This window comes from Verrucomicrobiia bacterium (assembly GCA_035629175.1).
Taxonomy (GTDB): Bacteria; Verrucomicrobiota; Verrucomicrobiia; order Limisphaerales; family DASXHY01; genus DASXHY01.
The window spans coordinates 22,529-36,820 of sequence record DASPIL010000100.1 but is presented as its reverse complement, the minus strand read 5'-3'; the positions used below and the strand labels follow the sequence as shown (position 1 = coordinate 36,820).

The window sequence follows — 14,292 nt, the reverse complement described above, 5'->3', positions numbered from 1 at the left end:
AGAACACCACTTTCTCGACCTGGCACGAAGTGCAAGAACTGCCTGAAAACGCCGTCACAATTCCGATCGGCCGTCCGGTGGCAAACAGCCAGTGCTACGTTCTCGACGCGCACCTGAATCCTGTCCCGGCTGGCGTTCCTGGCGAGCTGTACGTCGGCGGGGACGGCCTGGCGCGCGGATACTGGAAACAGCCGGAGCTGACAGATCGAAAGTTTGTTCGCAATCCCTTCTCGAACCAATCGGGAAGCGACCGCCTGTATCGCACGGGGGACATTGTTCGCTGGCTGGCCGACGGAACGCTGGAATTCATTGGCCGGGCGGACCACCAGGTCAAACTGCGCGGCTTCCGGGTGGAGCTCGGCGAAATTGAAAGCGTGCTGTCGCAGCATCCTTCGATTCGCGAATGCGTGGTGACCGTGTTCGGCAATCGAAACGACGACAAAAAGCTGGCCGCTTACTTTGTGCCCAGCGGGCGCCGAGGGCCCGGCATCCCTGAGCTGCGGCAATTCCTCAAGCAGAAACTGCCCGACTACATGGTTCCTTCGGCGTTCGTGCGGCTCGAGTCCTTGCCGCTCACGGCAAATGGCAAGGTGGATCGCCGCGCGCTTCCTGAACCGGATCGCGCGAGACCCGAACTGGAAAAGCGATACGCGACGCCGCAGGATGCCGTGGAAGTCGAGCTGACGAAAATCTGGGAGCACGTGCTGGGAATTTCGCCCATCGGCATCGAAGACAAATTCTTCGAACTCGGCGGGCATTCACTGCTGGCCGTTCGCGTGATTGCTCAGATCGAGAAGCAGTTTGGCCGCAAGCTGAAGCTCGCCACCATTTTCCAGGCTCAGACAATCGAGCAGCTCGCGGCAATTCTGCGCAAGGAAATCCACGAAGACAGCGCGATTTCGGGGACGTCGATCGTGGAGATCCAGCCCAAGGGCACCAAGCCCCCGCTCTTCTTTGTCCACGGCGCGGGCGGCGGGATGTTCTGGGGTTACGTCAATCTTTCGCGGTACCTGGGCAACGACCAGCCGGTGTTCGGCCTGCGCTCACGCGGGCTGGATGGCCGCGAGGAGTTCGCGACGATTGAAGAGATGGCCCGGCAATACGTTGCGGACATGCGCGTCATGCAGCCGCACGGCCCCTATCACATTGGCGGTTATTGCTTTGGCGGCAACGTTGCCTACGAAATGGCGCGGCAGCTGCATGCCGCAGGTGAAGAAGTGCGCACGCTGGCCGTGTTCAACTGCGCGCCGGCGAACTCCAGTTACTCGCACGTGAGCTGGTCCCCGCGATGGTTCTTCCGCTTCGGCGTGAATCTCCTCTACTGGATGCGTTGTTGCGCCCAGTGGTCGCCCGCGCAGCGGCGTGATTTTCTGCGATGGAAGAAGGAGATGTTCCAGCGCCGCCTGAACCGGTACCTGGGCTGCGGATCGAGCAACAAAGCCACCATTGACCCCGGCGAGCTGGTCGACCTTTCATCGTTCTCCGACGAGCAGCGCAAGCTCTGGGAGCGGCACATCCATGCGCTCGTCAATTATCATCCCCAGCCATATTCGGGAAAGGTTCACCTGTTCCGCAGCCCCGGCCATCCGTGGCTTTGTTCCTTCGATGGCGATTACGGCTGGCGTGACCTCGCCCGCGGCGGAGTCGAGATCAGCATTGTTCCCGGAGTGCACGAAAAAATCCTGGAGGAACCCTGCGTCAGGACGCTCGCCACTTCGCTCACTTCCGCTTTGGCCGACGCTTTCAAAGCCGCGCCTGCCCGCTCAACGAGCCATGGCAGCGCCACAACGGAGTCCCAATCGAAGACAGCCGAAGTGCAGCCCTACGCTCACTATTTCGAGGAGCAGGCCGCGCGTCATGCTGCTGCCCCCGCCATTCGGTTCCAGGACCGCGAATACACCTATGCGGAATTGAACACGCGGGCGAATCAACTCGCCCATCGATTGCGCCTGCTGGGTGTCGGAACTGAAACGCTCGTGGCCGTCTGCCTTGAACGTTCTCTCGACCTGCCCGTCGCCTTGTTGGGAATCCTGAAAGCCGGCGCAGCGTATCTGCCGCTCGACCGCTCGTACCCGGCAGAACGCCTGGCTTACATGCTTCAGGACTCCGGCGCGCGCGTGCTGCTCACCCAGCGCCGTTCCGTTCCCGGGCTCACGAGTGATGGCCTGAACGTGATCTGCCTCGACGATCCCGATGAGCTGCGCCAGTTGGAACAGTTGCCGTCCGCAAATCCTGTGTCCAATGCAACGGCGGACAACCTTGCGTATGTGATCTACACGTCGGGCTCGACTGGCAAGCCCAAGGGAGTTCAGATCACTCATCGTTCGCTGCTGAACCACAACTTCGCAATGGGCCGCGTCTTTGGCCTCACGCCCCAGGATCGCGTAGTCCAGTTCAGCCCCTACAGTTTCGACATTTCGGTCGAGGAAATCTTCCCCACCTGGTTGAACGGCGGGGCACTGGTGCTGCGCACCGACGATGTTCTCTCGTCCGCGGAACGATTCTTCGAGTTTGTCCGGAATGAGAATATCACCGTCCTCAATTTGCCCACCGCCTACTGGCACGAACTCGTCGAGCACACGCGCAACGCCGAGCTGCCGCCATCGCTGCGGCTGGTGGTGATCGGCGGCGAACGCGCTTCGGATGAAGCCTGGCGCCGCTGGAAAGCCCGCGCTGGAGATCGGGTCAAGCTGATCAACACGTATGGCCCGACCGAAACCACCGTCAGCGCGACGCTCCATGTTGGCCAGCCGAACGACGACACACTGCCAATCGGCCGCCCGCTCGAGAACGTCTACGCTCTCATTCTTAATGCCAGCCTCAACCGCGTTCCCGCAGGTGAAACGGGCGAGCTCTTCATCGGCGGCGCCGGTGTGGCGCGCGGTTATCTCAATCGCCCTGAACTAACGGCACAGAAGTTCATCGCCAATCCGTTTCCCGATGTTCCCTCCGAAAAACTGTATCGCACGGGCGACCTCGTTCGCATGCGCGAAGATGGCGAACTGGAATTTGTCGGGCGCGTGGACGAGCAGGTAAAAATCCGCGGCTACCGGATTGAACTGGGCGAAATCGAATCCGCGCTGCGCTCGCATCCCGGTTTGAAGGAAGCCGTCGTCGTGGCGCGCGAGGACGCACCCGGCAAGAAGAGACTGGTCGCCTATTACATTCCGCGCGAAGGCGCATCGCTGCACGTGAACGACGTGCGGCATTTCCTCAAGGACAGGCTGCCGTCGTACATGGTGCCCGCGACCTTCGTGCCGCTCGAGGCGTTGCCGATGACCCCAGGCGGAAAGGTGGACCGCAAGGCACTGCCCGCACCTGGCGATGACCGGCCTGAATTGGATTCCGAATACGCTGCGCCCAGAACGCCGCTCGAGGAAGTCCTTGCGGGCATCTGGGCCGAGGTCCTGCGGTTGAAGCGCGTCGGCATCGAAGACAACTTCTTCGATCTCGGCGGACATTCACTGCTCGCGACGCAAGTCATTTCCCGGATGCGCGAGACGCTGCAGGTGGAAGTGCCTCTCGGGGATTTGTTCGACATGCCGACAGTGGCATCGCTTGCGGCGCATCTCACCCGCAGCGGCAGCGCCAGCCAGCCCGTCCTGCCAGCATCGGCGATGTCTCGCGGCAAGGTGCTGCCTTTGACGCCCGCGCAATTGAGGATGTGGTTCCTCGACTTGTTCGAACCCGAACAGACGTCACACAACATCACCACGAGCATTCGGTTGAAAGGGCCTCTGAACATTTCGGCACTTGAAGAAAGCCTCACGGAAATCTCCCGCCGCCACGAGGCGCTGCGCACGATATTCAGCACAGACAATGGACAGCCCGTGCAGATCATTTGTGAGCCGAAACCGATCCTCGTGCCGATTACCGACCTGCGTCAGCTTGCGCCCGAAGAACGCGTGTCGCGCGCCGTGACGCAGGCGATCGAGGAAGGATCGAAGTCTTCCGTCCTCGCAACTCCAATGCTGCGCCCGTTCCTTTGGCAGCTCGATGAGGACGATCATCTGCTTCTGTTGATGACGCATGAACTCGCCTGCGACGGCGATTCCGTGCGGTTGATCTTGGACGAACTGGTTGCGCTGTATGAGGCATTCTCAAGCGGGACCGAAGCGTCATTGCCGCAGCCGGGCATCACTTACTCTGCCCTGACGACGGCATTGATCCGCAACTGGGCGGCCGCTCCAGAGCGCATCGGATTCTGGAAGCAGCAACTTGCCGGGGCACCCGCGCGAATCGATCTTCCCGCTGATCGAGCCCGGCCGGGGCATCAGCGCGATGCAGGCGCCTTCTGTCCGTTCGTGATCGATTCACGATTGTCGCAGGAGATCAGCGCACTCGCCCGGCGATTCCAATGCACCCCGCCAACGGTTCTGCTCGCAGCGTTTGAATCGTTGCTCGCACGTTATACGGGAGCCACGGATGTCGTCGTTGGATTCCAGACATCGCGCCGCGCACCCGAACTGCGCGGCGTGGTCGCAAACTTCAACAACAACGTGCCTGTCCGCGGCGACCTCGCCGGGGATCCGACTTTCACTGAAATACTGAACCGGGTGAAGCAGGCGCATGAATCGGCGGTTGCACACAGCGATGTTCCGTTCGAGACGCTCGTTCGCGAGCTGAAGCCGCCGCGCGATCCGCGACACATGCCGATCGTTCAGGTGATGTTCACCTACGACGCGGCTCCCCTCGCAGGAACGCAGAGCGGCGGGTTGCGGTTCGAGCCATCGCGCACGCATAACAACACCTGCAAACTAGATCTGTGGCTGTATGTGGCTCCTGACGCCGAAGGCTTCAGGGCGTCGTTCGAATACAGCACGGCATTGTTCGATGCGGATCGTATCGCACGGATGGCGGAGCATTTCGGGAATTTGTTGCGCGCCATCGCAACGAATCCGGAACAGCGCCTTTCGCGGCTGAACCTGCTGTCGGAAGCAGAACAGCGCCGGCTGTTGTCGGAATGGAATCCGCGGACGCAAACCGCCGATGCAACCACCGTCGGACATTTGTTCGCGGAGCAGGTGCGGAAGAATCCCAGCGCAGACGCTGTGATTGCAGGCGGAGAGCGCGTCACGTATGCGGAGCTCAACGCACGGGCGAATCGCATTGCGCACCACCTTCGCACCATCAACGAGGCGCCTGGCGTTCACGTCGGCATCTGCATGCATCGGTCGATCGAATCGCTGGCCGCAATGCTTGGGGTGCTCAAGGCGGGCGGGGCGTGCGTTCCCCTTGATCCTGCCTGGCCGGCCGAGCGTCATGCTTTCATCCTGCGCGACACCGCGATGCGCGTGGTCCTCACGGAGCGTTCCACCCGCGACGCCCTGGCGATTGCCCAGCCAGAGCTCGCTGTGGTCGATTGCGCGTCACTGCAGCCCGGCAATGCAGATATGTCCGATCCCGCCTCATCCGCCACAGCTGGTGATGCAAGCCATGTTTTCTACTCACAAGGACGCGATGGCGAACCTGTTGGCATCGCACTTGAGCATCGCAATGTGGCGATGCTGGTGAACTGGGCACGTGCCACGTTCCCGCCCGAGGAACTTTCGGGCGTGTTCGCCGCAAGTCCATTCGACTGCAACGATTCCTTGTTTGAATTACTGGTGCCGCTTTGCACTGGCGGAAAGGTGATCCTCGCGGAGGACCTGCAGGCGTTACGAACGCTCCCTGCCGCCGCAGAGGTGACGTTGATTCACACCACACCGCCGGCCTTGCGCGATCTCGTTCAAGAGAACGGAGTTCCGTCCACGGTGCGGGTGGTCACAGTTTCCGGCGAACTGCTGCCTGAAAGCCTGGTGAACGCGGTCAAGAGCAGAACCCAGGTGCAGAAGGTGTATGACCTTTACGGCTGCACGGAAGCAACGATGTGTTGTGCCGCCGCGCTTCGAAACACAAACGAGGCAGCCACGATCGGCCGTCCTATCCCAGGCGCGGAAGTTTACCTGCTCGACCCGCACCTGCAGCCGGTGCCGACAGGCGTTCCTGGTGAAATCTGTATCGGCGGCCATGGCGTTGGCCGGGGTTATCTCAACCGCGCAGAACTCACCACCGAGCGCTTCATTGAAAATCCGTTCCAGCCAGGCGCGCGCCTGTATCGCACAGGCGACTTCGCGCGATGGCGGGGCGACGGCCAGCTCGAATTGATAGGACGGCGCGATCGCCGCGTCACCATCGAGGGCCGCAGGGTTGATCTGGAATCGATTGAATCGGTGCTGCGACAACATCCCGCCTGCAATGAGGCGGTTGTAATTCTGCATCACGACGCCCACGGCATTGCGCGGTTGATGGCATACGCCACCGCCAAGTCCGGCGGCTCATTAACCGGCGAGGCACTGCGACGGCTTGCTCGACAGAAATTGCCCGGGTTCATGATTCCGTCCGCCCTGGTGGTGATGGACGCCCTGCCCCGCACTTCGAGCGGCGGCATTGATGGCCACAGGTTGCTTGAACCTGAACGGCACCACGCCGCTCATCGCACGTCACACATGGAGCCGCGCACGCCGATGGAGCAGCAACTGGCTGGCATCTGGCGCGAAGTCCTGAGGGTGGAACGCGTTGGATTGCGCGATAACTTCTTCGAGCTCGGCGGCGACTCGCTGCTCGCCGTGCAGATGCTTTCCCGCGCTCGTGAAGCATTCAAGTTGGAGTTGCCTTTGTTCAGCGTCTTCGAGGCGCCCACCGTGGAAGGTCTCGCACTTGGAATGATGTGCGGACAATGGACTCGCAACCAATTCCCCGTTCTGCCGTTGCAGCCCGTTCCGCGCGACAGCGCGCTGCCGGTTCTGCCGATGCAGGCCGGCCTCTGGTTCATCGACCAACTGGAGCCGGGGAACGCCACTTACAACGTTCCGACGCTCGTCCGGCTGGAAGGCGATCTCGACGTCGAGTGCCTGCGACGCGCGTTGACGGACCTCGCGTCGCGCCACGAGGCACTTCGAACCACGATGGAGTTCGTGGATGGCCGCCTTACACAACAGATCGCGCCGCCCGCACCTGTCACGCTGGCGGTGACCGACGTGACCCAGGAAGCCGATGCGGAGACCCGTGCCCGCGAGATCGCGACAGCTGATGCAAACGAGTGCTTCGATCTGGCGCGAGGGCCGCTGCTCCGCTGCCGGTTGATTCGCCTTTCGCCGCAAAGCCATATTCTGGTGGTCGTCATGCATCATGCGATCTCGGACGGCTGCTCGGTTGCGATCTTTTTCTCCGAACTCGAGGCCCTTTACAACGCCGGGGTGACTGGCAATGACGCAGTTCTGCCTGAACTCCCCGTGCAATACGCGGATTACGCCCATTGGCACAACACGTGGATGAGCGGGCCGATGCTGGAAAACGAACTGGAATTCTGGAAATCGCGGCTGGCCGGAGCCCCCACCTCGATCAATCTTCCGGCTGACCATTCCGAATCGGAATTCCCGAGCAGGGCCTGCGGTTCATGTTTCCTGGCTCTCTCGCAGGACCTCGTCAAGCGCATGGCAACAGTAGCCCAGCGCGACGGCTGCACGCCTTACATCCTGATGATGACAGCCTTGTCACTCGTGATGCGCAAGTGGACGGGCCAGCACGATCTCGTCATCGGCGCGGTGGCGGCCGGGCGGAATCGCCGCGAGATCGAGGACGTGATCGGCTGCTTCATCAACTTCCTCCCTGTGCGAATCCGTTTCGGCGAGGACAATTCCGGCAAGCAGCTGTTGCAACATGTCAAAGCGGCGGTTCTCGAAGCCCAGTCACATCAGGATTGTCCCTTCGAGAAGATTGTCGAAGCAATGAATCCCGAGCGGAAGCAACTCCAGAATCCGCTCTACAACGTCACGCTGCTGCTGCAGAACTTCGCGCGCATCACGTTTGATCCGCGCGGCCTCAAGTCACGATTCGAGCGCCTCGCACCCGGAGCATCGCCAGTTGACCTGGAATTCGAGGCTGAAGAGTCGGAACAGGGAATGACCGTGAAGTGCGATTTCCGGAAAGACCTGTTCAAGCCTCAAACCGTAGAACTCGTCCTGCAGGCGTTCCGTGAAACGCTCGAAACGCTGGTCGAGAAGCCCCAGGCAAAGCTCGAGGACCTTGCCCTCCCCGCGGCGTTGACAGCCCAGGCAAAGGAGGCGCGCAGCCGCGAGAAGGGATTGACCCTTGCAATTGCCGCGACATTTACCGCCGAGCCCATCGAAGAGTCGCTGCGCTATTGGTCCACGGAACTCGACCTTCCGCTGCGGGCCGCGTTTGCGCCCTACAACCAGGTTTTCCAGGAACTGCTCGACCCCGCGAGCCTCCTGAATGGCAACCTCCGCGGACTCAACGTCCTGCTGCTGCGATCGGAGGACTGGATCCAGGAAGAGGCTTCGCACGACGCGGCAGCATTGCAACGGGTTGCAGGAGAATTCATCGATGCCGTCCGTTCTGCAGCGAGCCGCGCGCAGGTGCCGTTCCTCGCGGTGCTCTGCCCGCCCTCCACGCGCATCGCTGCGGACCCGGCGCTGCGCAGCATGATAGAGCGCGTTGAAAAGTTCATTGCGTCAGAACTGGAAGCCGGAAGCGGCATCCACGTGGTCACGGGCGAAGACCTCCGCCGGATGTATCCCGTCGATGACTATTACGACGCAAGCGGGGACGAACTGGGCCGCGTGCCGTACACGCCCGTGTTCTTCACCGCGCTCGGCACAATGATCTGCCGGCGGCTGCATGCGCTGCAGCGAAGCCAGCCCAAGGTCATCGTGCTCGACTGCGACAACACGCTGTGGTCGGGCGTCTGCGGCGAAGATGGCGCGGACGGCATATGCATCGATGCACCGCGGAAGGCGCTTCAGGAATTCATGCGGGCGCAGCAGGAAGCCGGAAGGCTTCTGGCTGTGTGCAGCAAGAACAACGAAGAAGACGTGCGGGAAGTCTTTGCCCGCCGCCTCGACATGCCCTTGCGACATGACAATTTCGCTGCCTGGCGGACGAACTGGCTGCCCAAGTCCGAGAACCTGAAATCGCTCGCCGAGGAGTTGAACCTCGGCCTCGACAGCATCGTGTTCGTGGATGACAACCCTGTGGAATGCGCGGAAGTCGAAGCAAATTGTCCCCAGGTGCTTACGCTGCAACTGCCCGAGGACCCGCAGAAAATCCCGGAGTTCCTCCAGCATTCCTGGATCTTTGACACTGCGAAGCTGACGGCGGAGGACCGCAAACGCAGCGAAATGTACCGCCAGAACCAGCAACGCGAACAGTTGCGTTCCAAGGCGATGAGCCTCGCTGACTTCGTCGCCAGCCTGAAACTTGAAATTGTCATTCAGCCGATGGAGTCCTCCGAACTCGCGCGGGTCTCGCAATTGACCCACCGCACCAACCAGTTCAACTGCACGACGATTCGCCGCTCGGAGATGGACCTTCAAAAGCTCGCCGGCTCTTCAGACATCCTGACGGTCACGGTGAAGGATCGCTTCGGCGACTACGGCCTGGTCGGCGTGGTGATTTGCTCCACCGCGGGCGACGGGCTCGATGTCGACACCCTCCTGCTCAGTTGCCGTGTGCTGGGCCGCGGCGTGGAGCACGCGATGATTTCAAGGCTCGGGACAATTGCGGCGGAACGAAAGCTCACGTGGGTGGATGTGCACTTCCACCGCTCGGAAAAGAACAAGCCGGCTTTTGATTTTCTCGAGAGCATCGGGTCCAGCTATCGCCAGGCGTTGAATGGCGGCTACGTGTACCGCTTCCCTGCGGAAGCCGCGGCAAACCTGAAATTTAATCCCGCACAAGCCGAGGATCGGCGGCCGGCGGGAGCGCCTGCGGGCGAACCCGCCCGCCGTCCATCAGCCACGCAGGCGGCGCAACTTCCTGGAAACCGTTTTCGAAAATACCGGGCGCTTGCGTTGCAGACAGCCGATGCGAAAAGCATCCACGCAGCAATGGAGGCGCGGACGGCGCGCCGCTCGGTTGAGCAGAGCAACTATGTTCCCCCGGAAACGGAAATGGAAAAGCAGCTCTGCGGCTTGTGGCAGCAATTGCTGCGGGTCGAACAGGTCGGGTTGCGGGACAACTTCTTCGAACTCGGCGGCCATTCGCTGCTCGCGGTGAGGTTGTTTGCGGAACTCGAAAAAATCACGGGACGCAAGTTCCCGCTTGTCACGGTCTTCCAGGCGCCCACGGTTGAACAACTGGCCCGGGTGCTCAGCGACAGCCGCCAGGGCCAGTCGCAATCACCCATCGTTCCCGTGCAACCGAACGGCGACAGGCCGCCGCTGTTCCTCGCGCACGGCGCGGGCGGCGACGTGCTCTGGGGATACGCCAACCTCGCCCAGCATCTGCCGCCCGACCAGCCGATCCATGGAATCAAGTCGCGCGGCCAGATCGGGCTCGATGAATACGACAGCATTGAAGCCATGGCGCGTTATTACGTTGAGGAAGTTCGGAAGGTGCAGCCACATGGGCCTTATTACGTCGGTGGATATTGCCTCGGAGGCAACGTTGCCTACGAGATGGCCCGGCAGTTGCGCGATGCCGGCGAAGAGGTGGCGCTCGTGGCACTCATCGATGCGTTCCCCTCGAATGCAGGTTATGAGCGCATCACGTGGTGGCAACCCGCGTTCTATTTCCGGTTTGCGCGAAATCTTTGGTACTGGCTTCAGGATTTCGAGGGCCTGACTGCCGAGGAACGCCAGCGGTTCATCGTCCGCAAAGCGCGCATTCTCGGCCGCAAGGCTCTCAGCTATCTGCGCGGCGAGCGCAAGGATCCAAGCCAGGATGTGGATCTCGAGGAAGTCATCGATCCATCATACTTCCCGGAACACGAATTGAAGTTCTGGGAAATTCATCTGCGCGCGCTCACGAATCATGTCGAGAAACCTTATGACGGGAAGGTGACGCTCATTCGAACGCGCGGCCAGCCGTTCCTCTGTTCGTTTGCTGATGACTTCTGCTGGGGAAGGCTCGCCAGCGACGGCGCTGAAATCCGCCGAATCCCGGGATCGCATGAGAACATTTTCATCGACCCAAATGTCCAGCATCTCGCGCGGGAGATGCACGCCGCGCTCAACAACGCCCAAGCGGCTGCGTGCGCTGCACAACCCATCGCTCAATCTGTTGTTTCATGAAACTGCTCCGATTCATCTGGGTTAACTGTCGCGGAATGATGGTGCTTACCACCATCGCTGCTGCCGTCAGCGGCGCCTGTAATGCCGGGCTCATCGCCCTGGTCAACATCGCACTGACCGGGCCAGCCCGGGCGGCCACGTTCATCGTCGGCGCATTTATCGCCGTCGGCGTCGGGAAACTGGCGAGCAACTTTTACGCGCAGGCGATGCTTGCCAGGTATTCGCAGGGAGTGGTCGCCGATTTGCGGCGGAGTCTTGTGCGCAAGGTCCTGACTGTGCCGCTCCGCGCGCTCGAGGAAGTCGGCACGCCGCGCGTTCTCGTTGCCCTCACGGACGACGTCAACAGCATCACGAACGCGCTGCTCGCCGTTCCCATCGTCACGGTCAACGTCGCGATCCTGCTCGGCGGTGCGGCGTATCTCGGCTGGCTTTCATGGCAGGTGTTGCTGGGTGTCTGCGTGATGATTGTCCTGGGCGGAATTGGCTACCGCCTGATCATGACCAGCGCGTTCCATCACCTGCACCTCGCGCGCGAACAGGAGGACACCTTGTATGGTCACTTCCGAGCGCTCACCGAAGGCATCAAGGAGTTGAAGCTGCATCGCAACCGCCGCAACGCGTTCCTGCTGGATGACGTCCAAAACACCACCGCGGCTTACCAGCGCCATACCGTGGCCGCCGAGATGCGGTTCATTGTGTCGCAGAACTGGACCCATCTGCTCTACTTCGCGCTCATCGGCCTGATCCTCTTCCTGCTGCCCACCCTCGTGCCCATGACGCGGGAAACCCTGACGGGTTACGTCGTCACGACGCTCTACCTCATGGGGCCGTTGTCGGGCGCGATCAGCAGCATATCGCTATTTGGGCGTGCCAATGTTGCATTGCAGAAGATCGAGTCGGTGGGGATTTCGCTCGCGGAGAAATCGACCGAGGTTTGCCCGCTTGAGAAATCAGCGCCGCCCCGCGATTTCAAGAAGCTGGAACTGTGCAACATCGTGCATACCTATCGCCACGAAAAGGACGACAGCCAGTTCACGCTTGGACCCATCAACGTGCGCTTCCATCCAGGCGAACTGGTCTTCCTTGTTGGCGGCAATGGCAGCGGGAAATCGACGCTCGCCAAGATCATCACGGGCCTCTACATCCCGGAAGCAGGTGAAATCAGGCTGGATGGAATTCCCGTCACGGATCAAAACCGCGACGATTACCGCCAGGTGTTCTCCGCGATTTTTTCTGACTTCTACCTGTTCGACAAGCTGATTGGGATCGGTTCTGATGAGCGCGACAATCGCGCCGCCGAATACCTGGAGCAACTGCACCTCAGCCACAAGGTCAAGGTAACCAATGGCACCCTCTCCACCACGTCGCTGTCACAGGGACAGCGCAAGCGGCTGGCTCTGATGACGGCCTATCTTGAGGACCGCCCCTTCTATCTGTTTGACGAATGGGCGGCCGACCAGGATCCCCATTTCAAGAACGTTTTTTACACACAACTGCTGCCTGAGTTAAAGGCGCGCGGGAAAACCGTCCTCGTGATTTCCCACGATGACAAATATTTCCACGTTGCGGACCGGGTCATCAAACTCGACTACGGCAAACTGGACGTTCAACCGCAGCTCCCCGAGACGCGGCTGGAGAATCTGCTCCAGGCGGCTGAACTCAAAGGTTAACACATGAAGACGCAAACAGATTTGGATCGGTTGGCTATGCGCACGAGACCGGAGGGCTCGCCCATAATGCACCAAACCTGGCAGAACCTGCTGTTTCTGCACTGGCCAATCGATCCGGCATTATTGCGGCCGCTCATTCCCGAGCGGCTCGAGATCGATACGTATGACGGCAAGGCATGGATCGGGGTGACCCCGTTTGCCATGACGGATGTTCACCTCACCAGCCTGCCGCCGATTCCGGGATTGGATTCGCTGCTCGAACTAAATGTGCGCACCTACGTGCATCACGACGGAAAGCCCGGCGTCTGGTTTTTCTCGCTCGACGCTTCGAAGCTGATTCCTGCGATGGCGGCGCGCATCCTTTTCATGCTTCCGTACTACAAGGCTGACATGCAGTTCACGCAGCAGGAATCCGAGATGCATTTCTCCTCACGCCGCGTCATTGGGCGCGAGGCGCGATTCGATGCGCGCTGGCGCACGGGAATCCAGCTGCGGGATCCTGACATCGACTCGCTCGCGTTCTTCCTTGTGGAACGCTACTGCCTCTTTGCGGGCAGCGATGAGAGCCTTGCGATCACGCGCATCTATCATCATCCATGGATTCTTGACGAGGTTTTGGGGTTGGAACAGCAGTCGACGATGATTGCGGCGCTCGACCTTCCCGAGCCTTCCGACGCGCCCCTGGCTCACTTCTCCCGATCGTTAAGTGTTGATATCTGGGAGCCGCTGTCGCTTGCTTGACGCGCGTTGACCGAGAAACTCCAAATCCGCATTCATGGTCCCGCCGCCGCGAAGACCCTGATTTATCTTCCGGGGCTCCACGGGGATTGGACCCTTATCGGCGGATTTCGCAACGCACTGCGGAATCGCGTCCGCTTTGTTGAAACGACTTATCCGCGGACGCTTGCGTGGTCGCTGGATGATTACGCGGCGGGGATTGAAGCCGGACTTGAATCAGCGGGAATAACAAGCGGATGGCTGCTCGGCGAATCGTTCGCCTCGCAGGTGGTGTGGGCTCTCGCCGCCCGGAAACGTTTCAACATCGAAGGCATCGTCCTGGCGGGCGGATTTGTCCGTTATCCCATTCGCGCGGGCGTGCAGCTGGTTGAATGGATCGGGGGGCGCATTTCGCTGCGGTTGATCGTCGCCGTCCTTTTCGGCTATTCCAAAATCGCGCGCTGGCGGTTTCGCAATTCACCCGCCACGGCCGCCAGCATCCAGGAGTTTATCGATCGCCGCACTGAACTCGACCGCCAGGCTGCGATGCATCGGCTGCGGCTCATTGCCGCGAACAACCCCTGCGCCGTTGCATCCAAAACGCAGATCCCAGTCTACGCGATCAGCGGCTTCATGGATCCGGTGGTTCCCTGGTTCTTCGTGCGGCGATGGCTTCGCAGGAATTGCCCCGCCTTCAAGGAATACCGGGTTGTGCGCGGTGCCGATCATAATGTTCTCAGCACAGCGCCAAGGCCTTCCACGGAACAGATACTCCGCTGGATGCAAGTGGAGAGATCGGTCGAAAATCCCGCCTCGCGGGGAACTTAACG

The 14,292-nt window shown here is 60.9% G+C and carries 4 protein-coding genes; all 4 read left to right on the top strand.

Annotated features, from left to right (window positions below):
- Positions 1 to 29 precede the first annotated feature (29 nt).
- Genes VEH04_18435 through VEH04_18420 form a run of 4 tightly spaced genes read left to right on the top strand, consistent with a single transcriptional unit; the run spans position 30 to position 14,290 of the window.
- Complete coding sequence (locus VEH04_18435; protein HYG24753.1) at positions 30 to 11,075, top strand: amino acid adenylation domain-containing protein; 11,046 nt, start codon at positions 30 to 32, stop codon at positions 11,073 to 11,075.
- Positions 11,072 to 12,745, top strand: coding sequence for a cyclic peptide export ABC transporter (locus tag VEH04_18430; protein ID HYG24752.1), 1,674 nt, complete (start codon positions 11,072 to 11,074; stop codon positions 12,743 to 12,745). The genes VEH04_18435 and VEH04_18430 overlap by 4 nt, the downstream gene beginning before the upstream one ends.
- Before the next feature lie 3 nt (positions 12,746 to 12,748).
- Complete coding sequence (locus tag VEH04_18425) at positions 12,749 to 13,486, top strand: DUF2071 domain-containing protein (protein ID HYG24751.1); 738 nt, start codon at positions 12,749 to 12,751, stop codon at positions 13,484 to 13,486.
- A 6-nt stretch (positions 13,487 to 13,492) separates the two neighbouring features.
- Positions 13,493 to 14,290, top strand: coding sequence for an alpha/beta hydrolase (locus tag VEH04_18420; GenBank protein ID HYG24750.1), 798 nt, complete (start codon positions 13,493 to 13,495; stop codon positions 14,288 to 14,290).
- Positions 14,291 to 14,292: the final 2 nt, after the last annotated feature.